General features: G+C 71.4%; 24 protein-coding genes. 3 read left to right on the top strand and 21 right to left on the bottom strand.

Annotation, left to right across the window (positions count from 1 at the left end):
• Nucleotides 1-35 precede the first annotated feature (35 nt).
• The 5 genes from paaE to paaA are packed head-to-tail and all read right to left on the bottom strand — an operon-like array spanning nucleotide 36 to nucleotide 3,682.
• Nucleotides 36-1,142 carry a 1,2-phenylacetyl-CoA epoxidase subunit PaaE gene (gene paaE, locus ACPPVT_RS00715; protein ID WP_426567244.1) on the bottom strand — a complete coding sequence of 369 codons (1,107 nt, stop codon included), beginning with the start codon at nucleotides 1,140-1,142 and terminating at the stop codon, nucleotides 36-38.
• A gap of 23 nt (nucleotides 1,143-1,165) precedes the next feature.
• A complete protein-coding gene (gene paaD / locus ACPPVT_RS00720; RefSeq protein WP_426564511.1) occupies nucleotides 1,166-1,693 on the bottom strand; it encodes a 1,2-phenylacetyl-CoA epoxidase subunit PaaD in 528 nt (175 codons plus the stop codon).
• A complete protein-coding gene (gene paaC / locus ACPPVT_RS00725; RefSeq protein WP_426564513.1) occupies nucleotides 1,687-2,451 on the bottom strand; it encodes a 1,2-phenylacetyl-CoA epoxidase subunit PaaC in 765 nt (254 codons plus the stop codon). The genes paaD and paaC overlap by 7 nt, the downstream gene beginning before the upstream one ends.
• Nucleotides 2,448-2,738 (bottom strand): 1,2-phenylacetyl-CoA epoxidase subunit PaaB, encoded by a 291-nt coding sequence (gene paaB / locus ACPPVT_RS00730; protein WP_426564515.1) that lies wholly within the window; start codon nucleotides 2,736-2,738, stop codon nucleotides 2,448-2,450. The genes paaC and paaB overlap by 4 nt, the downstream gene beginning before the upstream one ends.
• Complete coding sequence (paaA, locus tag ACPPVT_RS00735) at nucleotides 2,735-3,682, bottom strand: 1,2-phenylacetyl-CoA epoxidase subunit PaaA (protein ID WP_426564517.1); 948 nt, start codon at nucleotides 3,680-3,682, stop codon at nucleotides 2,735-2,737. Before paaA ends, paaB begins: the two co-directional genes overlap by 4 nt.
• A 139-nt stretch (nucleotides 3,683-3,821) precedes the next feature.
• Between paaA and ACPPVT_RS00740 the strand changes: the two genes are divergently transcribed.
• A complete protein-coding gene (locus tag ACPPVT_RS00740) occupies nucleotides 3,822-4,550 on the top strand; it encodes a VOC family protein (RefSeq protein ID WP_426564519.1) in 729 nt (242 codons plus the stop codon).
• A gap of 14 nt (nucleotides 4,551-4,564) precedes the next feature.
• Here ACPPVT_RS00740 and ACPPVT_RS00745 read toward each other — a convergent pair whose 3' ends face one another.
• From ACPPVT_RS00745 to ACPPVT_RS00755, 3 genes are all read right to left on the bottom strand, one after another.
• Nucleotides 4,565-5,149, bottom strand: coding sequence for a TetR/AcrR family transcriptional regulator (locus ACPPVT_RS00745; RefSeq protein ID WP_426564521.1), 585 nt, complete (start codon nucleotides 5,147-5,149; stop codon nucleotides 4,565-4,567).
• 3 nt (nucleotides 5,150-5,152) lie between these two features.
• A complete protein-coding gene (locus ACPPVT_RS00750) occupies nucleotides 5,153-6,094 on the bottom strand; it encodes a 2-dehydropantoate 2-reductase (protein ID WP_426567245.1) in 942 nt (313 codons plus the stop codon).
• A gap of 226 nt (nucleotides 6,095-6,320) precedes the next feature.
• Nucleotides 6,321-7,277 carry a ribose-phosphate diphosphokinase gene (locus ACPPVT_RS00755; RefSeq protein ID WP_426564523.1) on the bottom strand — a complete coding sequence of 319 codons (957 nt, stop codon included), beginning with the start codon at nucleotides 7,275-7,277 and terminating at the stop codon, nucleotides 6,321-6,323.
• A gap of 76 nt (nucleotides 7,278-7,353) precedes the next feature.
• Here ACPPVT_RS00755 and ACPPVT_RS00760 point away from each other — a divergent pair, with 76 nt between their 5' ends.
• Nucleotides 7,354-7,860 carry a DinB family protein gene (locus ACPPVT_RS00760; protein ID WP_426564525.1) on the top strand — a complete coding sequence of 169 codons (507 nt, stop codon included), beginning with the start codon at nucleotides 7,354-7,356 and terminating at the stop codon, nucleotides 7,858-7,860.
• A 22-nt stretch (nucleotides 7,861-7,882) separates the two neighbouring features.
• Here ACPPVT_RS00760 and ACPPVT_RS00765 read toward each other — a convergent pair whose 3' ends face one another.
• The 3 genes from ACPPVT_RS00765 to ACPPVT_RS00775 are packed head-to-tail and all read right to left on the bottom strand — an operon-like array spanning nucleotide 7,883 to nucleotide 11,154.
• Nucleotides 7,883-8,722 carry a GNAT family N-acetyltransferase gene (locus tag ACPPVT_RS00765; protein ID WP_426564527.1) on the bottom strand — a complete coding sequence of 280 codons (840 nt, stop codon included), beginning with the start codon at nucleotides 8,720-8,722 and terminating at the stop codon, nucleotides 7,883-7,885.
• Nucleotides 8,719-9,768, bottom strand: coding sequence for a zinc-dependent alcohol dehydrogenase family protein (locus ACPPVT_RS00770; protein ID WP_426564528.1), 1,050 nt, complete (start codon nucleotides 9,766-9,768; stop codon nucleotides 8,719-8,721). Before ACPPVT_RS00770 ends, ACPPVT_RS00765 begins: the two co-directional genes overlap by 4 nt.
• 45 nt (nucleotides 9,769-9,813) lie before the next feature.
• Nucleotides 9,814-11,154, bottom strand: coding sequence for a lanthionine synthetase LanC family protein (locus ACPPVT_RS00775; RefSeq protein WP_426564529.1), 1,341 nt, complete (start codon nucleotides 11,152-11,154; stop codon nucleotides 9,814-9,816).
• Between the two features lie 179 nt (nucleotides 11,155-11,333).
• On the opposite strand from ACPPVT_RS00775, the gene ACPPVT_RS00780 reads away from it, so the two are divergent.
• On the top strand, nucleotides 11,334-12,893 hold the full coding sequence (locus ACPPVT_RS00780) for an MFS transporter (RefSeq protein ID WP_426564531.1): 1,560 nt from the start codon (nucleotides 11,334-11,336) through the stop codon (nucleotides 12,891-12,893).
• Between the two features lie 10 nt (nucleotides 12,894-12,903).
• On the opposite strand, the gene ACPPVT_RS00785 is transcribed toward ACPPVT_RS00780, so the two are convergent.
• The 10 genes from ACPPVT_RS00785 to ACPPVT_RS00830 form a co-directional block, all read right to left on the bottom strand.
• Nucleotides 12,904-14,100 carry an RNA polymerase sigma factor gene (locus ACPPVT_RS00785; RefSeq protein WP_426564533.1) on the bottom strand — a complete coding sequence of 399 codons (1,197 nt, stop codon included), beginning with the start codon at nucleotides 14,098-14,100 and terminating at the stop codon, nucleotides 12,904-12,906.
• 20 nt (nucleotides 14,101-14,120) lie between these two features.
• Complete coding sequence (locus ACPPVT_RS00790; RefSeq protein WP_426564535.1) at nucleotides 14,121-14,513, bottom strand: YciI family protein; 393 nt, start codon at nucleotides 14,511-14,513, stop codon at nucleotides 14,121-14,123.
• A gap of 95 nt (nucleotides 14,514-14,608) precedes the next feature.
• Complete coding sequence (locus tag ACPPVT_RS00795) at nucleotides 14,609-15,343, bottom strand: class I SAM-dependent methyltransferase (RefSeq protein ID WP_426564537.1); 735 nt, start codon at nucleotides 15,341-15,343, stop codon at nucleotides 14,609-14,611.
• 7 nt (nucleotides 15,344-15,350) lie between these two features.
• A complete protein-coding gene (locus ACPPVT_RS00800) occupies nucleotides 15,351-15,983 on the bottom strand; it encodes a 3-oxoacid CoA-transferase subunit B (protein ID WP_426564539.1) in 633 nt (210 codons plus the stop codon).
• A gap of 1 nt (nucleotide 15,984) precedes the next feature.
• On the bottom strand, nucleotides 15,985-16,785 hold the full coding sequence (locus ACPPVT_RS00805) for a CoA transferase subunit A (protein ID WP_426564541.1): 801 nt from the start codon (nucleotides 16,783-16,785) through the stop codon (nucleotides 15,985-15,987).
• 106 nt (nucleotides 16,786-16,891) lie between these two features.
• Nucleotides 16,892-18,388 carry a bacillolysin gene (locus tag ACPPVT_RS00810; protein ID WP_426564543.1) on the bottom strand — a complete coding sequence of 499 codons (1,497 nt, stop codon included), beginning with the start codon at nucleotides 18,386-18,388 and terminating at the stop codon, nucleotides 16,892-16,894.
• Nucleotides 18,389-18,457: 69 nt separating this feature from the next.
• Entirely contained in the window at nucleotides 18,458-19,636 is a 1,179-nt protein-coding gene (locus ACPPVT_RS00815; RefSeq protein ID WP_426567246.1) for a thiolase family protein, read from the bottom strand.
• A gap of 95 nt (nucleotides 19,637-19,731) precedes the next feature.
• Nucleotides 19,732-20,151: a PaaI family thioesterase gene (locus ACPPVT_RS00820; RefSeq protein WP_426564545.1), complete on the bottom strand. Its 420-nt coding sequence runs from the start codon at nucleotides 20,149-20,151 to the stop codon at nucleotides 19,732-19,734.
• Between the two features lie 51 nt (nucleotides 20,152-20,202).
• Nucleotides 20,203-20,604 (bottom strand): rhodanese-like domain-containing protein, encoded by a 402-nt coding sequence (locus ACPPVT_RS00825; RefSeq protein WP_426564547.1) that lies wholly within the window; start codon nucleotides 20,602-20,604, stop codon nucleotides 20,203-20,205.
• On the bottom strand, nucleotides 20,601-21,101 hold the full coding sequence (locus ACPPVT_RS00830; RefSeq protein ID WP_426564549.1) for a cysteine dioxygenase: 501 nt from the start codon (nucleotides 21,099-21,101) through the stop codon (nucleotides 20,601-20,603). The genes ACPPVT_RS00825 and ACPPVT_RS00830 overlap by 4 nt, the downstream gene beginning before the upstream one ends.
• Nucleotides 21,102-21,464 lie beyond the last annotated feature (363 nt).

A 21,464-nucleotide genomic window follows, 5' to 3' on the forward strand; every position in this document is an offset into this window, starting at 1 on the left:
GCCGGGAGCTGGGGTGGTCACCGGGGCATTGTGGCTCAGGCGTCGAAGTCCACGACGAGCCGGTCGGATGTCGGGACGGACTGGCAGGCCAGGGCGAAGCCCTCGGCGATCTCGGAGGGCTCCAGCGCGAAGTTGCGGCTCATCTCCACGTCGCCCTCGACGACCTTGATCCGGCAGGTCCCGCAGACCCCGCCCTTGCAGGCGAACGGAGCGTCGGCCCGCACGGCCAGCGTGGCGTCCAGCACGGACCCCTCGTCCGGCATCGAGAACGACGTGCTGCGGCCGTCCAGCCGCACGGTGACCTGGCACCCGGCGTCCGTGCCTTCGGTGCGAAGGCGGGCGAGCCGGGGCGCCTCGCCGTCCACGTGGAACAGCTCGAGGTGGATCGCCTCGTTCGCCACGCCCCGGTCGACCAGTGCCGCGCGGACCTGCTGGACCAGCTCGAACGGACCGCAGAGCAGCCACTCGTCGATCGTCTCCGGCGGCAGCAGCGAGGTCAGCAGCACGTCCAGCTTGGTGTCGTCGATGCGGCCGGTCAGCAGGTCGGCGTCCTGCGGCTCGCGGGAGAGCACGTGCACGAACTGCAGCCGGTCCGGATAGCGGTCCTTGAGGTCGGCGAGCTCCTCGACGAACATCACCGACCCGCTGTCCCGGTTGCCGTAGACGAGCGTGAAGGTGCTCTGCGGCTCGGTCGCCAGCACCGCCGGCAGGATGGACATGACCGGGGTGATGCCGCTGCCGGCCACGATGGCGGCGTAGGACTTGTGCTGGGTCGGGTCGAGCGGGACGCCGAACCGTCCGGCCGGGGTCATCACGTCGAGCTCGTCGCCGACCGACAGGCCGGTGCGCGCGTGGCTGGAGAACGCGCCGCCCTCCAGCGTCTTGACCGCTACCTGAAGCAGCCCGGAGGACGGCGGCGCGCAGATCGAGTAGCTGCGCCGCACCTCCTCGCCGTCGATGCTGGTCCGCAGTGTCAGGTGCTGGCCCGGGGTGAACCGGTAGGCCTCACGCAGCGCGGCCGGGACGTCGAAGGTCAGGGTCACCGAGGAGTTCGTCAGGTGGCCGATGCCGGCCAGCCGCAGCGGGTTGAACGACGCGTGCGTGCGGGCCGACACCTGCGGCGCCGTGCTCGTGGTGCCCACGCCGGGGGCCGACTCGGTGGTCATCAGATCGCCTTGAAGTGGTCGAACGGTTCGTGGCAGGACTCGCACTGCCACAACGCCTTGCAGGCGGTCGAGCCGAACCGGGACAGCTCGCGGGTCCGGGTCGAGCCGCACTGCGGGCAGGCGACCAGCTCAGGCCGACGGCCCAGGGTCAGCTGGACCGGTCCGTTCCGGCGGTCGCCTGTGGTCGGGCTGGGCGGGCTGGGCGGCGCGATCCCGTACTCGCTGAGCTTGCGTCGTCCGTCCTCGCTCATCCAGTCCGTCGACCACGCGGGAGCGAGCACGGTGGCGACCCGGACGGGCCCGAAGCCGGCCTCGGCGAGCGCGGTGGCGACGTCGTCCGCGATCGTCTGCATGGCCGGGCAACCGGAGTAGGTCGGGGTGATCGTGACGTCGACCGAGCCGTCTTCGGCCACCTGGACGGCGCGCAGCACGCCTAGATCCTCGATGGTCAGCACCGGCACCTCGGGGTCCAGCACCGCGGCGGCTGCGGTGTACGCGCTGGCCCGGTCCAGGGTGCTGGTCACCACGTCGCCCCCGGGTGCTCGCGGTGCAGGCCCTGCATCTCGTGCAGCAGCTCGGTGAGCGCCGGCGAGTGCTCGCCGCGCCGACCGCGGGCGGGGTCCGGCGCCTGCACCGGCTCGGTCAGCGTGGCGCGGGTCAGCACGTCCAGAACCGTTGTGTGCCAGGACTCGTAGAGCGTGGACGGATCGACGGCCACCCCGCTGGCCAGCAGGTCGGCGTCCATCTCGGACGCATCGAAGAGCTCGGGCACGTACGGCCAGACCAGCTCGAGCCCGGACTGCATGCGGCGATGGCTCTCGTCGGTGCCGTCGCCGAGCCGCAGCACCCACTCGGCAGCGTGGTCGACGTGGTACGTGACCTCTTTGACCGCCTTCGCGGCGACTCCGGAGATCAGCTCGTCGCTGCTCTCGCTCAGCGCGGTGTAGAGCCCGAGCTGGTAGGTCGAGAAAGCAAGAAGGCGTGCCATCGACACCGCGAAGTCGCCGTTGTCCAACTCGACCAGGCGAACGTTGCGGAAGTCCTCGGCGTCGCGCAGGTACGCCAGCTCGTCCTCACCGCGGCCGTCCCCCTCGACCTGGCCCGCGTAGTCGAGCAGCGCCCGACCCTGGCCGAGCAGGTCGAGCCCGATGTTGGCCAGTGCGACGTCCTCCTCCAGCTGCGGGGCGCGGGTGATCCACTGACCGCAGCGCTGGGCGAGGACCAGCGCGTCGTCCCCCAGTGCGAGGGCGTAGTCGCGCAGCGAGGTGGTTGTCGTCGCGCTCACAGGTGCTGCACCTCGTCGGGGATCTCGTAGAACGTGGGGTGGCGGTAGATCTTGTCGGCGGCCGGGTCGAAGAAGGAGTCCTTCTCGTCCGGGCTGCTCGCGGTGATCGTGGAGCTGGGCACGACCCAGATGCTCACGCCCTCACCGCGGCGGGTGTAGAGGTCGCGGGCGTTGCGCAGCGCCATCTCGGCGTCCGGTGCGTGCAGCGACCCGACGTGCCCGTGCGAGAGCCCTCGGCGGGCGCGCACGAACACCTCCCACAGCGGCCAGTCGCGTCGGTCGCTCATGCCACCGCTCCCCTGGTGCGGGCCGACTGCTTGTCCGCGTAGGCCATCGCGGCCTCGCGCACCCAGGCGCCCTCGTCGTGCGCGCCGAGCCGGCGCTCGATGCGCTCGACGTTGCACGGGCCGTTGCCCTTGATGACCTCCATGAACTCGGTCCAGTCGATCTCGCCGAACCGGTAGTGCCCGCTCTGCTCGTCGAGCTCGAGCTCGGGGTCGGGCAGCGTCAGGCCGAGCACCTGCGCCTGCGGCACGGTCATGTCCACGAACCGCTGGCGCAGCTCGTCGTTGCTGTGCTTCTTGATGCCCCAGGCCATGGACTGCGCGGAGTTCGGCGAGGCGTCGTCCGGCGGGCCGAACATCATCAGGCTCGGCCACCACCAGCGGTTCACCGACTCCTGAGCCATCTCGTGCTGCTCGGGGGTGCCGTGGCTGAGGTGGTGCAGGATCTCGAAGCCCTGCCGCTGGTGGAACGACTCCTCCTTGCAGATCCGCACCATCGCCCGGGCGTACGGACCGTAGGAGCAGCGGCAGATAGGTACCTGGTTGACGATCGCGGCCCCGTCCACCAGCCAGCCGATCGAGCCCATGTCGGCCCAGGACAGGGTGGGGTAGTTGAAGATCGAGGAGTACTTCTGCCGCCCGCTGTGCAGCATGTCGAGCAGCTCGGCGCGGTCGATGCCGAGCGTCTCGGCCGCGGAGTAAAGGTAGAGGCCGTGGCCCGCCTCGTCCTGCACCTTGGCCATCAGGATCGCCTTGCGCCGCAGGCTCGGGGCCTGGCTGATCCAGTTGCCCTCGGGTTGCATGCCGATGATCTCGGAGTGCCCGTGCTGGGCGATCTGCCGGATCAGCGTCTTGCGGTAGCCCTCGGGCATCCAGTCGCGCGGCTCGATGCGCTGGTCGTCGGCGATGAGCGCGTCGAAGCGCTCCTGCTGCTGGACGTCGTCCATCGTTGGCTGCTCTCCCTCAAACCGACCGATCGGTCGGTTAAGTATGCCCGTCGCCCGGCGGCCCTGCAACTGGCGGCGATGAGTTCTGGGCGGATCGGCTGTCTACCGGGGCATGACCGACAACGGAGCACCCTGCTGGATGGACCTGCGATCCGGCGACCCGGCCCGCAGCCGTGAGTTCTACGGCTCGCTCTTCGGCTGGGAGGCGCACGAGACGGCACCCGAGTTCAACGACTACGTCAACTTCTCGCTGGACGGCGTGATGGCGGCCGGCATGGTGGCCAACGACCCCGCCATCGGCCAGCCCGACGGCTGGACGACCTACTTCGCCGCGACCAACGCCGTTGCCATCGCCCGGACGATCGTCGCCGAGGGCGGCCAGGTGCCGTTCGGCCCGCACCCGGTGGCCGACATCGGGCTGATGGCCTATGCCATCGACCTGGCTGGAGCTCCGTTCGGGCTCTGGCAGGACCTCACCGGTGGCCGCGAGTTCGCGCAGGCCCGCCCGGGGGCGGCGAGCTACCACGAGCTGCACACCAACAGGTACGCGGACGTGGTCGCGTTCTACGCCAAGGTCTTCGGCCGTCCGGTCAAGGCGGTCGGCGATACCGACGAGTTCCGGTACAGCCAGCTGATGGCGGACGACGCGACCCCGGTCGCCGGGATCATGGACTTCTCGACCTTCGCGCCGGACGTGAGCGAGTGGTTCTGCTACTTCGGCAGCGCGGACGTCGACGCCACCATCGAGCAGGTGGAACGGCTCGGCGGCGCAGTGCTCGAGCCGGCCATGGACACGCCGTACGGCCGGCTGGCCACGGTCAGCGACCCGACCGGTGCGGTGTTCAAGCTGACCTCGCTACCCGGCTGAGCGCGCTGGCGGGCTCACCGCACGGCCCGCAGGCCGTCGAAGGCCTGTCGCACAAGGGTTTCGGCCAGCAGAGCACCGTCCAGGGCGGCCGGCGCGGCCGGGTCGTACCACTCGACCAGCGAGTTGATCATGCCGAACAGCAGGCGGGAGACCAGGCCGGCGTCGACGTCGGCGCGGACGTCTCCGTCCGCCGCGGCCTGCGCGACCAGATCGGCGACCACGTGGTCGAACTCGCGCCGCCGGGCCAGAGCCCAGCGTTCGGTCTCAGAGTTGCCGCGCACCCGCAGCAGCAGCGTCACGTAAGGCAACCGGTCGACCAGCACCTCGACCTCGCGGCGAACGACGTGCTCGAGGCGGTCGATGGCCCGCCCGTCCCGCGAGCGCGGCTCGTCGAGCACCCCGAACAGCGGCTCGACGGCGCGGTCCAGCGCCAGCCGGAGCAGCTGCTCCTTGGACTCGACGTGGTGGTACAGCGACGACTTCGAGAGCCCGGCGGCTGCCGCGAGGTCGCCCATGCTGGTGCCATCGAAGCCGCGCTCGGTGTACACCAGCACCGCCACGTCGAGCAGTGACTCCAGATCGTGCCGTCGGCGGGCCACGGATCAGGCCGGGTAGAGGCCGCGGGCCCGGGCCGCCACCCGGGTCAGACCGAGCAGCGCGTCGGTGAACGGGGTCGGCACGTCGACGGCTCGACCCAGCTCGTGGACCGCACCGACCAGCGCGTCCAGCTCGATGGACCGGCCGGCGTCCGCGTCCTGCAGCATCGAGGTGCGCATCGGGCCCATCGACCGGGTGATCTCCAGCCGCTCGTCGACGTCCTGCTCGACCGGGGTGCCGATCCGCTCGCCGATCTCGCGGGCCTCGATCATGATCTCGCGGATGAACCCCACCACCAGGTCGTCGCCGACGATCTGGTCCATCGTGGTGCCGGTCAGCACCGAGATCGGGTTCATGGTCATGTTGCCCCACAGCTTGAACCAGACGTCGGTCTGCACCCTGGCCGAGCGGGTGATGTCGAACCCCGCTGCGGTGAGCAGATCGCCCACCTCGTGCAGCCGCGTGGAGTCCGCGCCGTCCGGCTCGCCAAGGATGAGCTCCTGCTTGGTGCCGTGCACGCTCACCCCGGGCGCGGATGTGCTGGCGCTGAGGTGAACGACGCAGCCCACCACCTGGCTGGCCGGCAGCGCTGCGGCGATCGCGCCGTCCGGGTCGACGCTTCCCAGCCGCATCCCGTCCACCGGGCCGCCGAGCCCCTCGCAGAACCACCACGGCACGCCGTTCATCGCCGGTACCAGCACGGTGTCCGGACCGACCATGGGTTCGATTCGCGCGGCCAGCGCAGCCAGCGCCTGGGCCTTGACCGCCAGCACGATCACCGGCGGCTGACCGAGCTCGGCGGGGTCGTCACTGACGACGACCGGGCCGCCGCGCAGCCGACCTTGCTCGTGCAGCTGCCAGCCGTTGTCCCGCAATGCCTCCAGCGTCGCGCCGCGGGCGAGGGCGGAGGTCGCCGTGCCCGCCTCGGCGAGCCGGGCGCCGATCATGCCGCCCACCGCACCGGCGCCGACAATGCACACCTGGGCAGGGGCTTTGGCGTGCGTGTTCACGGAGGCAGGCTATCCGCCGGCGAAGCGTGCCACCTGGCCACCTCGCCTTTCGGTCCGTCGGACAGGAGCGGTTGACGGGTCTTGGCCGTGCCGAGCACAGGCGGGCGCCTTTGCCGTCATCCGATCCTGTCGACAGGACCGTGCTGAGCAGCGCCCGCGGGGATCAGCCGGTGGTGACGACGTCGGAGAGCAGGCTGCTCACCGACTCGCCGCGGTGGATCCGGCTGATCGCGTCCGCGAACAACGGCGCGATGGAGCGCACCTCGAGGTTCGGCAGCCCGTAGTGGTCGCCCTGCGGCACGGTGTTCGTGGTGACCACCTCGGCGATGTCCGGGCGGGCGGACAGCCGCTCGATCGCCTTCCCGGTGAACAGGCCGTGCGTGCAGGCCAGCGAGACCCTGCGTACGCCGTGCCGCTTGAGCGCGTCCAGCAGCTCGACGACGGACCCGCCGGTCGCGATCTCGTCGTCCAGCACGATGACGTCCTTGCCCTCGACGTCACCGACGATCGCGTCGATCACCACCTTGTCGTCGGCCAGCCGCTGCTTGCTGCCGGCCGCGACCGGGACGCCGAGGATCCTGGCGAACCGGGTGGCGGTCTTGGCGTTGCCCAGGTCGGGCGAGACGACGACCGTGTTGGACAGGTCGGTGTGCTTGTAGTGCATGGCGATCTCGTCGATGGCCGACAGGTGATCCACCGGGACGGAGAAGAAGCCGTGCACCTGGGGGGCGTGCAGGGCCATGGTCAGCACCCGGTCGGCGCCCGCCGTGGCGATCAGGTCCGCGACCAGCCGGCCACCGATCGAGATCCGCGGCGCGTCCTTCTTGTCGGAGCGGGCATAGGCGTAGTGCGGGATCACCGCCGTGATCTGCGCGGCGGAGGCGCCGCGGGCGGCGTCCAGCATGAGCAGCAGCTCGACCAGGTTGTCCTGCACCGGGGACACCAGCGGCTGCACGATGTACACATCGCGTTGGCGGCAGTTCTGGCGCAGCTGGACCTGGATACAGTCGTTGCTGAACCGGGTGATGTTGGTCGGCGCGAGCTCGACTCCGAGGTCGGAGCAGATCTCCTCGGCCAGCTCGTGGTGGGCGCTGCCGGTGAAGACGACGATGTCGCCCATACCGCTCCTTGCTGTCGTTGCTGCGGGTGGTGGCCGGTCCTAGCCTAGATCGGACCGGCTGGTAGACACCTACCCCGTGACTGACACGCGGATCGACCCTCCTCTGACCGGCGGCGAGCGAGAGGGCCTGCGGGTCTGGCTCGACTGGCACCGCGCCACCCTCGAGCACAAGTGCGCGGGCCTGTCCGACGAGCAGCTGCGACTCAAGGCGGCCGGACCCTCGCAGCTGTCCCTGCTCGGCCTGGTCCGGCACATGGCCGAGGTCGAGCGGACCTGGTTCCGTCGGGTCTTCGCCCGGCAGGACATCGCGCTGGTGTGGTCCGCGGACGGCGACTTCCAGGTTGCGTACGACGCCACCGATGCGGACGCCGAGCAGGCCTGGGCAGCCTGGCGGGCCGAGGTCGAGCAGGCCCGGGCGATCGAGGCCGACGCCGGCTCCCTGGACGAGCGCGGTTACCAAGCCAAGTGGGGCGAGGAGGTCTCGCTGCGCTGGATCCTGGTGCACATGATCGAGGAGTACGCCCGGCACAACGGGCACGCCGACCTGATCCGTGAGGCCATCGACGGCGTCACCGGCGAGTAGTGCGGGCGGCCCGGCCGCGCGCTCAGCCGAAAGCGAGCGTGACGGCGTCGCCGACCCGGCGGTAGCCGATTCGCTGGTAGATCCTGTTGGACGTCGGGTTGGCCAGATCGGTGTAGAGCATGCACACGCGACCGGGGTGGGCCTGCTCCTGCTGGGTCAGTGCGGCGACCACGGCGCTCGCGTAACCGTTGCCGCGCAACGGCTGCGGGGTGAAGACCAGCTGCACTCGGGTGACGCCGCCCTCGGCCGCCGTGTGCGCGACCATCGACACCGGATCGCCGTCGACGTCCCACAAGTACAGCCGGCCGGCCTCGATCCGCGGACCGACGATGTCCTGGTCGTCGTGCACGCCGCCGGCCTCACGGTAGAAGCCGTCGACCCACTGCCGCAGCAAGGGGGCCTCGACCGGCTGCGCCAGACGCAACCGCCCGGGTACCCCGTCCGGCTGCTGCACCGGGTCCGCGACGTACAGGCCCTGCGCCATCGCGGTGCTGGCGGGTGGGCCACCGAGCTCGCGCCAGGTCGCCGCGAACGTCTCGGCCGCGGGGCGGACGCCGGACACCGAGGGCAGCTGCGGGCGCTCGTCGTACAGCTCGGCGGCGATCAGCCGCACCGCCTCGTCAGGTGCCGGGGAGACGCCGACACCGTGCGGGGGCGTCAGGATCGCCGCCGCGAGCACCTGGTCGCCGTCCTCGACCCAGAGCCAGCAGTTCGCGTCGGCGGCTTCACTGCGCACGCCGACCCACTGCGCGGGCACGCTGAGCAGGATGCTGTGCTCCACCGGTCGGCCGCGTAGGAAGCCACCCGTGCGCTCCAGGAACTCCGCGGCGTCCGACGTCCACCGCAGGCGCAGGGTGCTCACGGGGTCAGGAGCGCCTTGATCACGGTGCGTTCGTCCATCCCGCGGTAGGCGTCGGCCACGTCGGCGAGCGGGAAGGTCCGGTCGAACACGATCCCGGGGTCGATCCGGCCGGCCCACACGTCGGCGAGCAGCTCGGGGATGTACGCGCGCACCGGCGCCACCCCGCCGCCGACGGTGATGTTCGAGGAGAACAGCGTCCCGATGGGCAGCTCCGGCCCGCCGGCGGGGACGCCGACGTACCCGACGCGGCCGCCAGGCCGTGCGGACGCGATGGCCTGCGCCATCGACTCCTTGGTGCCGACGCACTCCAGCACCGCGTCGGCGCCGACACCATCGGTCAGCTCCTCGATCCGGGCCGCTCCGTCGTCGCCGCGCTCCTCGACGATGACATCGGCGCCGAACCGCCGAGCCACCGCCTGCCGATCCGCGTGCCGGGACATCGCGATCACCCGCTCCGCACCGAGCCGGCGGGCGGCCAGCACCGCGCACAGCCCGACCGCGCCGTCCCCGACGACGACCACGGTCTGGCCCGGTCCGACGCCGGCCGCGTGGGCTGCGTGGTGCCCGGTGCCCATCACGTCGGACAGCGTGAGCAGCGACGCGACCATCGCGTCGTCCGGCAGCTCGGGAGTCGCGACCAGCGTGCCGTCGGCCATCGCCACCCGCACGTACTCGCCCTGCCCGCCGTCGATCATCCGGCCCTCGTCGTCCTCGCTGCCCCACCACTGGCCGTGCTCGCACGAGGTATGGATTCCGTTGCGGCAGTGCGGGCAGGTGCCGTCGCTGAGCGCGAACGGCGCGATCACGAAGTCGCCGGTCCGGACGGTGCGGACGTCGCCCCCGACCGCCTCGACCACGCCGACGAACTCGTGGCCGATCCGGGTCGGCTTCTTCACCGGGCGCACGCCACGGTACGGCCAGAGGTCCGAGCCGCACACGCAGCTGGCGACGACGCGCACCACCGCGTCGGAGGGCAGCTCGAGTTTGGGGTCGGGGACGTCTTCGAGTCGGATGTCACGGGTGCCGTGGATCAGGGTCGCTCGCATGCTGATCACCCTGTCACGACCGGCCGGCAGTGGCACCCGCCGGACCTACCGCGGCGCTCCAGCGTGCACCGTGAGCAGGCCGGCCGGGACCGCCCACCACTGGTCGGGGCGGTCGACCACCGGCGCCTCCAGGCCGTCGCGCAGCACCCGGCTCAACCGCAGCAGGAACGCGGCGATCCCGGCAGCGCCCTGCATCCACGACGTCCCCGGCGGCAGCAGGGGCGGCTCCTGCCGGTACTCCACGAAGCGCCAGCGGGCGCCGTCGTCGTCCCGGATCGCCCGCTCCACCAACGCCTCGCCCATCAGCTCGGCGGCACTGAGCAGCTGTGCCGACCGCGCCGGGTCCGAGGTGTCCTGGGCGGCGTCCAGCAGCACCTCGCCGACCCCGGCGGTGCCGCAGCAACGCCCGTCGTTGTCCCAGAAGCCGGGGCGTAACCGTTGCGGCACACCGGAAGCCAGCACCGAGTGCAGGCACCGCTCGCGCAGCTCGGCGACGTCCCAGCCGGCCACCGTCTGCACCCCCGCGTGCCCGAGCGCCGCGAACAGGTACGACGTGCCGGCCGGCCCGTGGCACCACGTGTAGGTGACCGGCTCGACCTCGCGGGTGGACGGCGGGATGGTGTGCGGGACGACGAACCCGCCGTCCTCGAGCGAGCCGACGTCGAGCAGGTGCTGGGCACCTTCGACCGCGGCGTCCACGAAGTCCTGCCGTCCCTGTGCCGCACCGGTGACGGCCAGCGCCGTGGCGATGCCGGCGGTGCCGTGCGAGTAGTTCGGGCCGCGTGCGGGATGGCCCGGCCACATGCCCCAGTCCAGCCCGGCTGGGGTCCGGTCCGCGGCGGCCAGCAGCGCCTCGCAGCCGGTCGTCGCGATCGTCGCGGACTGCTCGCCGTCGGCCCAGATGGCCGCCAGCACGATGCCCGCGGTGCCCATCACGATGTCGGTCAGCGGAGCGTGCGAGTCCGGCCTGATGGTGATCGTGGTGGGCCAGCCGTCCGGCGTGGCCAGCGCGGCGAGCCGGTCCAGGGCAACCTTCTCCGCGCCCGGCGCCAGCAACCGCAGCGCAGTGGCGTCCCCGGCCAGGCCGTCGTACAGCGAGGGCTCGACCCGCACCGCCGCCTGCTCCGTGAGCCGGGCCACGACGCGGTCCCGCAACTCCTGCTCGGTGTCGGTCAGTTCGCGAGAGCGGGCGATCTCGGCGAGAGCCGGTGCCAGGCCGGCAATGCCGGCGTACAGCGAGTCGCGGTCGTCAGCCGGCTGCGCCGGGTCGGGATCGTCGTCCGGCACGGAGTCCGGCAGCCAGGGCCCGTCGTCCTCGCGGACCTGCCCGAGAACCCAACTCCATGCTGACTCCGCGAGGTCTCGGTAGGTCGCGGCGCCGTCCACCGGATCAGCCTACGGGCCTCGCCATGCGGGTGGGTTGTCCCGGTTCAGACAGAAATGCCCGAGTCATCGAAATACCCGCACGCAGACAAATTCCGTTGCAGCGGGCATGGGATCTTGGCGAGGGTCGTTGCAGGTCTTGAGTCAGTTTGGACCGGCCGACCTGCCCCACGGAGGTTTCAGTGAGCACTCCTGCGAGCCCAGCCGACGAAACGACGCCGGTCTCCGCCCTCGGGCAGTCCGGCCCGGACGCGGTCGAAGCGCCGGATCCACGCCGGTGGTGGGCGCTGGCGGTACTGGCCGCGGCCCAGCTGATGATCGTGCTGGATGCCTCGATCGTGAACATCGCGTTGCCGAGCGCGCAGGAGGACCTCGGCATCAGCAACGCCGACCGGCAGTGGGTGGTGACGGCGTACACGCTGGCTTTCGGTGGCCTGCTGCTGCTCGGTGGTCGGATCGCCGACTACACCGGACGAAAGCGCACCTTCATCATCGGTCTGTTGGGCTTCGCGGGCGCCTCGGCGCTCGGCGGTATCGCCTCGACCCAGGGGCTGCTGTTCGCGGCCCGCGCACTGCAGGGTGGGTTCGCGGCGCTGATGGCGCCGGCCGCGCTGTCGATCGTCACGGTCATGTTCACCGACCCCAAGGAGCGGGCGAAGGCGTTCGGCGTATTCGGTGCGCTGGCCGGCGGTGGCGCAGCGATCGGCCTGATCATCGGCGGGGTGCTGACCGAGTACGCCTCCTGGCGCTGGTGCTTGCTGGTCAACACGCCGGTGGCGATCATCGTCGCGCTGGCGGCCGTCCCGCTGGTGCACGAGAGCAGGGCTCCTGGAGACACCCGCTACGACATCCCGGGCGTGCTGATGTCCAGCCTCGGTCTGGTGTCGCTGGTGTACGGCTTCACCGAGGCGGCGCGGGCGAAGAACCCGGGCGACCGCAGCGACACCTCGGTGCAGGGGTGGACGCACTCGACGACCATCACCTTCCTGGTCATCGCGGCGATCCTGCTCACCGCGTTCGTGATCTGGGAGACCAGGGCGAAGAACCCGTTGCTTCCGTTGCGCATCGTGCTGGACCGCAACCGCGGTGGCGCCTACCTGGCATTCCTCTTCGTCGGTGCCGGGCTGTACGCGATGTTCCTGTTCCTGACGTACTACTTCCAGGTCAATCTCGGGTACAGCCCGCTCAAGGCCGGCTTCGCCTTCCTGCCGTTCAGCCTCGGCATCATCGCGATGGCCGGCGTCGTGGCCCAGCTGCTACCCCGGGTCGGGCCGAGGGCGCTGATGGTTCCGGGCCTGGTGATGGCGGCGCTCGGCATGCTCTGGCTGACCCAGATCTCGGCGACCACGTCGTACTGGACGCATGTCTTCCCCTCGCAGCTGATCATGAGCATCGGGCTCGCCTGCGTGTTCATCCCGGCGGCGAGCACCGCCCTGATCGGCGTCGGTCACCATGACGCCGGTGTGGCCAGTGCGGTGCTGAACACCTCGCAGCAGATCGGCGGCTCTCTGGGCACCGCTCTGCTCAACACGTTGTTCGCCGGGGCGGTGACGGCCTACCTGGCCGCGCACGTGCGCAGCGCGCAGGAAGCCCAGCAGCTCGGCCCGGACGCGCTCATCCACGGCTACCACGTGGCGTTCTTCTGGGGTGCGGTGCTGTTCGGCTGCGCCCTGCTGACGTCGGCGCTGCTGATCAACGCCAAGAAGACAGACGTCCCGGCCGAGGGTGCGGTCGCAGCCTGAGCCGCGTATCTCACGGACTCCCCGTCGACGTCCGCGCTCGGGCGGCCTGACGGACCAGGTGGTCGCGCTCGGCGACGTTCGTGGCCAGCCGGGCAGCCTCGGCGTACGCCGTAGCGGCGGCGGGCAGGTCGCCGTCCAGCTCGTGCAGGTAGCCGCGGACTGCGTGCCAGCGGTGCCGGTCGCCGATCACCTCACGCACCCGATCGGTCTCGCGCAGCCCGGCGGCGGGGCCGAGGACATGACCCACCGCGACCGCGCGCCCGAGCACCGCGGCGGGGTCCTGCTGCACCGGGTCGTCGGTGAGCGCGACGAGGTCGTCGTACCAGGCGAGGATCTGCGGCCAGTCCGTCTCAGCTGCGCTCGCCGCGTCGTCGTGCAACGCGGAGATGGCGGCCTCGACCTGGTAGCGGCCGAAGCGCTGGACGGCGAGCGCCGACTGCAGCACGCGCACGCCCTCGGCGATCTCGCGGGTGTCCCACCGGGACCGGTCCTGTCGGTCGAGCGTGACGATCCGACCCTCGCCGTCCAGCCGCGCCGGCAGCCGGGCGTGGTTGAGCAGCATCAGCGCGAGCAGCCCGCGCGCCTCCGGCTCCTCGGTGGCCAGGGTGAGCTGGCGGGCAAGCCGGATCGCCTCGACGGCCAGGTCGACCCGGCCCGCATGGCCGGTCGTGTAGACGAGGTACAGCACGCGCAGCACGACGGCGAGGTCGCCGGGCTGGTCCAGTGCCCGCCCCTGCAAGGCCCGCTTGGCTCGGCTGATCCGCTGCGCCATCGTCGCCTCCGGGACGTAGAACGCGTCGGCGATCTCGCGGGTGGTCAGACCACCGACGGCGCGCAGGGTCAGCGCCACCTGGGAGGCGGGGGTGAGGTCGCGATGGCAGCAGCAGAACAACAGGAAGAGGGTGTCGTCGCCCGCCTCGGTGGCGGCGGCCCGAGGCTCGGCGTACGTCGCGTCCTCCCGGCGGTGCCGGGCGGACTCGCTGCGGCGGACGTCGACGAGCCGGCGGGTGGCGACCGTGGTCAGCCACGCCCGCGGGTCGCGCGGCGGGTGCTCTGGCCACACCCGCAGAGCCTCCAGCAGTGCCTCCTGCAGCGCGTCCTCGGCGGTGTCGAAGTCCTCGCCGCGCCTCACCAGGCCCGCGAGCACCCGCGGGACGAGGGCGCGCAGCGCGCCCTCGTCCAGTGCCGGTGTCGGGTCGTCGGTCACGCCTGATCAGCCGAGCAGGCCTAGGACATGACTTCGCGGACGTCGATCCACTCGTAGAGCGGCGTCCCGCCCGGCCCGGGCTCGGAGGAGACGTACGCCGCGAGCTCGACCGCCCGCTCGTACGACTCGACGTCGATCATGTACCAGCCGGCGGCGAGGTCGCTGGTCTCGGGCAGGGCGCCGTCGGTGGTCACGGGCGCGGCGTCCGGGCCGCCGTAGCGCACCCAGGTCTGGGTGGGGGTGAGCGCCTGGGCGTCGACGAACTCGCCGTTCTGCTCGAGCAGCTCGCTGACGTGCCGGAGGAAGGCCATGTGCGCCTCGACGTCCTCGGGCTCCCACTGGTCCATCGGGGGCACCGGACGGTGCGGCGCCGGGCCGCCGCGGTAGTGCTTGAGGAGCAGGTACTTCGCCATGGTGGTCTCCTGATTCCTGGGCCGCGCCTGTCGTGGCCCTTCAGCTGATGAGCGGAGCCGGTCGGAGCTTCTCGACATGCAGCCGGACCCCAGCCTCAGGGCACGGGGATCCGGAAGGTCGAGGTCACGTACGGGACGTCCAGGACGTCCCGGCCCCGGGTGTCGGGATGGCTGGCCAACAAGTCCTGGGCAGCCGCGTACACCTCGTCCGCGTCGGGTCGCAGGCGAACGTACGAGATGGTCGACAGCAGCCCGATGACGTCGTCCGCCGCCATCGGCACGGTGTGGGTGAACTCGGCGCGCTCGGCGGTCGGCAGGATCTCGGTGATCTCGCCGATCGAGGTCGGCCGCTCGTCGCTCTCGAGGAGCTTCGACAGGTCGGCCATCCACGGCACGTGGTCGTCGCGGATGTTCCACACCAGGGCGATCACCCCGCCTGGGCGCAGCACCCGACGGAACTCGGCGGCCGCGGCGGCCCGGTCGAACCAGTGCCACGCCTGCGCAACGGTCACCGCGTCGAAGGTGTGGTCGGCGACCGGCAGCGCCTCGGCCCGCGCCTGCTGCCGGGCCGCCTGCGGTACGCGCAGCGCCAGCTCGGCGAGCATGCCGGCGTCCGGCTCGAACGCGGTCACCCGCGGTGCTACCTCGACCAGGCTCCGGGTCAGCTTCCCGGTGCCGGCGCCGACGTCCGCGACGTCCTCGACCGGCCTGGTCGCGCCGTCCAGGACCCAGCGCACCGCGTCCGCCGGGAAGGGCGGGCGGAACCGCTCGTAGCGTGCCGCGGCAGCGCCGAACGAGAGTCGTCGGTCGTCGAAGGATGGCCGGGTCATGGTGGCCTCAGCCCGCCGTGACCGGTGCTCCGGTGGCCTCCTGCACCTGGGCCAGACTGACGCCGTCCGCGAGCTCGACGAGCTGGAAGTGGTCGCCCGCGACGTCCAGCACGGCCAGGTCGGTGATGATCCGGTCGACCACGCCCTTGCCGGTCAGCGGCAGGTCGCACTCGGCGAGCAGCTTGGGGCTGCCGTCCTTGGCCACGTGCTCCATCAGGACGACGACCTTCTTGGCGCCGTGCACCAGGTCCATCGCGCCGCCCATCCCCTTGACCATCTTGCCGGGGATCATCCAGTTGGCGATGTCGCCGGACGTCGAGACCTGCATCGCACCGAGCACGGCCGCGTCGATCTTGCCGCCGCGGATCATCCCGAAGCTCAGCGCCGAGTCGAAGTACGACGACCCCGCCTGCACGGTGACCGTCTCCTTGCCGGCGTTGATCAGGTCCGGGTCGACGGCGTCCTCGGTCGGGTAGGCGCCGACGCCGAGGATGCCGTTCTCGGACTGCAGGACGACGTGCACGCCGTCCGGCAGGTGGTTCGGGATGAGCGTCGGCAGGCCGATGCCCAAGTTCACGTAGGAGCCGTCGGACAGCTCGCGGGCCGCGCGGGCGGCCATCTGCTCGCGGGTCAGCGCCATCTCAGGCCTCCTGGTTCGGGATCGGTGCGGACGACGCGCGGACGGTGCGCTTCTCGATCCGCTTGTCCGCCGCCTGCTCGGGGGTCAGCTCGACCACGCGGCTCACGTAGACGCCGGGGAGCTGGACATCGTCCGGGTCGATCTCGCCCGGCTCGACCAGCCGCTCGACCTCGGCGATGGTGATCCGTCCGGCCATCGCGACGACCGGGTTGAAGTTGCGTGCGGACTCGTGGAAGACCAGGTTGCCGTGCCGGTCACCGAGCGCGGCCCGGACCAGCGCGAAGTCCGTGACGATCGACTCCTCCAGCACGAACTCGCGGGAGTCGGCGCCGCCGAGCGCGAACTCGCGCACCTCCTTGGCCGGGGAGGACTTCGCGATCGCGCCGTCCGCGTCGTATCGCCACGGCAGGCCGCCCTCGGCGATCTGGGTGCCGACCCCGGTCGGGGTGAAGAACGCGGCGATGCCCGCACCGCCGGCCCGCAGCTTCTCGGCCAGCGTCCCCTGCGGGGTCAGCTCGACCTCGAGCTCACCCGCCAGGTACTGCCGCGCGAACTCCTTGTTCTCACCGACGTACGACGCGGTGACCCGGTGGATCCGACCGGCGCCGAGCAGCACCCCAAGGCCCACGCCGTCCACGCCGCAGTTGTTGGAGACGACCGAGAGGTCCTTCGCTCCCTGGGCGAGCACCGCTTCGATCAGCACCGACGGGATGCCGCAGAGGCCGAACCCGCCGACGGCGAGGCTGGCGCCGTCCCTGATGTCGGCCACGGCCTGTTCGGCGCTGGCTACGACCTTGTCCACGTCCGCTCCTCGTCGTTGAGAGTCACCGGTGGCGCCACCATATCCGCCGGGACGAGACCGGCCCGGACCCCCTGGTAGGGGCCCGGGCCGGCTCGCTGGGCTTCGGTCAGCCGAGGATCTTGCGGTCGACGAATGCCTTGCGCACCTTGGCGGCCGCGGTGTCGCCGTACATGACCCGGGCGGTCTGCACGGTGTGCCGGGCGGCGGCAGCGAAGGTGGTGGTCGGCGAGATGCCGAAGTGCGACTCGATGATCACCTTGTCGGCGGACGTGCGGCCGAGTACGAGGTGGATGTCCCACAGGGCCCGCGACCAGATCTCGCCATCGTCGTGCACCTCACCGTCGATGTCGTCGGTGGTCTTCACGCCGTCCGTGCGCCGCAGGCAGTGCGACGGTCCGGCGGTGTACGACGTGGAGTCCCAGTCCATCACGCAGGGCAGGTCGAAGCCGTTGCTGACCGGCTCGGACATGGTCACGGCCCAGTAGTCGCCGAAGCCCTCACCGATCGCGCCACCCTGCTCGCTCTCGCCGAAGCCGGGCACCTGGTCGTCCTGGATGGCGTGACCGAGCTCGTGCCAGACGACCTCCTGGTCCTCCGCGTCATCCACGCCGCCGCGGCCGAACGTGATCGAGTCGTCGGAGGAGTCGTAGAACGAGTTGTCGTCCGGGATCGTGTTGGTCCGGACCTTCTGCGGCTCGGCGTTGACGTCGGTAAAGCCCAGGCTGCGCAGGTACAGCTGAGCCTGGGTGATGTCGTAGTACGCCTGCACCTGCTCGAAGAGGTCGTTGTGCCGCTTGTAGTTGAAGGTGTTTGTGGCAGACGTCGCCTGGTGGGCGTTCACGATCCGGGCGTAGGCACCCTGCAGCTTGCCGTTGCCCGACAGGTTGGTCAGGACGACGCTCTTGTAGGCGGGGTTCAGCACCGCCTGGTCGGCGTCGTGCTTGTCGGTGAGGTTCTCGTTGTGCAGCGCGACCACCGGGTTCGGCGAGAACACCTGGCCCTGACCCCTCTCGCGCTTGACCAGGCTGCGCTGCGAGATGACCTTGCCGGAGCGGGCGTCCACCAAGGACTCGCTGCTGCCGTCCGCACCGGTGGCGGTGACCTGCCACACCAGCCGAGCGTTCGACCCGCCCAGCACGGCCAGTCGCGCGTGCTGCGACGAGCCGGTCGTCACGGACGCGGGGCTGTCCTTGCCCGCCCGGGTCGAGCGGGCCGCGGACCTCGAGGCGGCCGCCGCGGCCGTGCTCAGCGAGGTGCGGGCGACACTCTCGGCGGTGGCGCCGGAGACCGCGGGCTCGGTGCTCAGCGAAACCGGCACCGCCAGCCGTCCGTCGTCCACGGTGACCTGACCGGAACGGTCGACGTGCTTGGCGTAGAAGGCGTCCAGCACAGGCAGCCCGTGGAACGTCTGCGCGTACCAGGTGTGCGTGCCCAGCAGGGAGTGCCGGGTCTGCACGAGGACGAGGTCGCCGGTGGACGCGGCGCTCGCGATGGGCGCGGTGAGCACTGCCGCGGCCACGGCCGCTGCTGCCGAGCCGGCGACGACGATGCGGTTCACATGCATGGACACCATCCCCTGATCCCGCCGGAGCCGTTCCGGCACGTTGGCGACCGTAGCGCGCTGAGAACGCCGTGGGGAGGGTCGTTTTGGTTAAGTTCTTGCGGTCGGCGGTCAGGCTCGCAGCACGACCGCGATGCCTTGCCCGACACCGATGCAGAGCGCTGCCAGGCCCCAGCCGCCCCCTCGGGCGTGCAGCGAGTGCGCCAGGTGGCCGAGCACCCGGCCGCCCGACGCGCCGAGCGGATGCCCGATGGCGATCGCGCCGCCGTGCGGGTTGACGATCGCCGGGTCCAGGTCCGGCCAGCCCGCCAGACAGGCCAGGGACTGCGCCGCGAAGGCCTCGTTCAGCTCGACCTGGGCGAGGTCGCCCCAACCGATGCCGGCCCGTTTCAGCGCGGTGTTCGCGGCCTCTACCGGTCCGATGCCGAACACGTCCGGGTCGACCCCGCTGACCCCGGACGACACCACCCGGGCCAACGGTTGGCGACCGGCCCGCTCGGCACCGGCCGCCGAGCCGAGCAGCACCGCGCTGGCGCCGTCGTTCAGCGGTGAGGAGTTGCCGGCCGTCACGCTGCCGTCGGTGCGGAACACCGGCTTGAGCCCGGCCATCTTCGCCGCGGTCGAACCGGGCCGGACCGACTCGTCGCGCTCCAGGTCGGTGCCCGGGACGGACACCACCTCGGTGTCGTAGGCGCCCGCCGTCCAGGCCGCGTCGGCCAGCTGGTGGCTGCGCGCGGCGAACTCGTCCTGCGCCTCGCGGCCGATGCCCTGCAGGTCGGCCAGGTGCTCGGTGCTCTCGCCCAGCGAGATCGTCCAGGCGGAGGGCATCTCAGGGTTGACCATCCGCCAGCCGAGCGTCGTGGAGTGCAGCGTCTCGTGGCCGCGCGGGAACGGCGTGGACGGCTTGGGCAGGACCCAGGGCGCGCGGCTCATCGACTCGACGCCACCGGCCACCATCAGCTCGGCATCGCCCACCGCGATCGCTCGCCGCGCGCCGATGGCGGCCTCCAAACCGCTGCCGCACAACCGGTTCACGGTCGCGCCGGGTACCGACGTCGGCCAGCCGGCCAGCAGCACCGCCATCCGCGCAACGTTCCGGTTGTCCTCGCCGGCACCGTTCGCGGTGCCCAGCAGGACGTCGTCCACGTCGGCCGGGTCGAGGTCCGGGCTGCGCTCGCCGATCGAGCGCACGACGTGCGCTGCCAGGTCGTCCGGCCGGACGCCGGACAGCGCACCCGCGTAGCGGCCGAACGGGGTGCGGACGGCGTCCAGGACGAACACGTCGTTCAGGGGCTGGTTCACCTGCTCAACGCTACCCGCGGTGGGTCGAACACAGACCTGCGACGTCGACCTGGAGGTGTCGGCCGCCGACGAGCCGGCCCAGTTCAGCTGCTGCTGGCCATGTTCTGCAGCCGCACCTGACCGCGGGCGATCAGTCGGTCCCCCTCGTCGCGGGTCTCGACGATCCACACCTGCTGCGAGCGGCCGCGGTGCAGCGGCGTGCCGACCGTCGTCATCGTCCCCTCGCGGACGGCGCGGAAGAAGTCGGTCTGGTTGGAGACCCCGACCACGTACCCCTTGTCGCCGAACCAGACCGTGCCGGCGACGCTGGCCACCGTCTCGTGGATCCAGGCGTGGATGCCGCCGTGCAGGATGCCGTGCGGCTGGTGCACAGCGGGCACGACCTTCCAGTGCGCCCGCATCACGTCGCCGGTGAGCTCGTCCACGGAGAAGCCGATGGTGTCCCCGACTATCCCGAACGCGCCGTCCGGGAACTGGTCGGCGACCGAGGCTGCGATGGACATGGGACCTCCCGGCGACGACGTCTGGGCCATCGCGAGCATGCCACCCGCGGGTCAGCCTGTCGTGGGCAGCCCTGCTGCCCGCCAGGCCTGGAAGCCGCCCACGACGTCCGTGGCGCGACGCAGTCCCAGCTCGACGAGAGCCGCCGCCGCCAGGCTCGAGGTGTACCCCTCGGAGCAGAGCACCAGCACCCGGACGTCGTGGTCGACCGCCTGCGGCAGACGGGCTTCGCTGGTCGGGTCCAGCCGCCACTCGAGCACGTTGCGCTCGACGACCAGCGCGCCCGGCACCTCGCCCTCGATGGTGCGCTGGGCCGCAGGTCGGATGTCGACCAGCAGGGCGCCGTCCACCTGTTCGCGGTGCGCCTGGCCCGGGCTGACTCGATGCAGCTGCCCGCGCGCCCGGGCCAGCACCTCGTCGATGGTCAGCGGTCGGCTGACGACTGCGGTGCTCATGCCGACAGCTCGGGGTCGCGTGACCAGACGGTGCGGGACTCGACGAGGGCGCCCTGGTCGTCCACGTCGTAGTAGCGCATGCGCTCCAGCCGCGGGCCGTAGGCGTGGATGCTCACGGCCGGCTTGACCAGGTCGTTGCGCACGTCGTGGATGATGCCCGGCTCGACCACCCGGACCGCCGGAGCGTGCAGCGTGGTGGACCAGATGCCGAGGACGTCGTCCGCGCGCACCTCGGTCAGCGCGCCCTGGACCACGGCGAACGCGGCCGCGGAGTCGCCGTGGTCGTGCAGGTCGGTGGCCTGGGAGGGCAGCCAGGTGAGCAGCCAGACGTCGACGTCGTCCGGTCCGGGCAGGCGGGTCCAGAACCGCTCGGCGGTGAACCGGACCTTGGGGCGCCACAGCTGCGGCTGGCTGGCGACCCGGCGGACGACGAGGGCCAGTTCGTGCGTCGTCCACTCGGAGGTGCGGGTGGGTCGGGGTGAGGCGGTGAGAGTCATGTCGTGGCTTTCGAGGCGGCCGCGGCGCATCCTGCGGGCGGCGGGGGCTGGGGGTCGTCAGGCCTGAGCGGGACGACACGCAGCGCTGCACAGTCGCATGAGGTCGACGTGCCGACGCACGACGAGCTCACGGAGCTGCACCTCAGCCATGTTGCAACGCTGACGGCGGCGCCCGTCCGATGTCAAGGCGCGACACCGACGTCCCACCATCCGGACCGGTCAGTTCCCCCCGCCACCCGCCAGCCCCCCGGATGTTGATCACGTTAAGTGGGTGGAGTGCAACTTCTCGAGGCGTAGAGCCCTGCATATGTAGGGGTACGACTTCCTAACGTGATCAACGGCAGTCCGCGCCAGCGCTCGGGG

The organism is Angustibacter sp. McL0619 (assembly GCF_049994355.1).
In the GTDB taxonomy this organism is placed as follows: Bacteria; Actinomycetota; Actinomycetes; order Actinomycetales; family Angustibacteraceae; genus Angustibacter.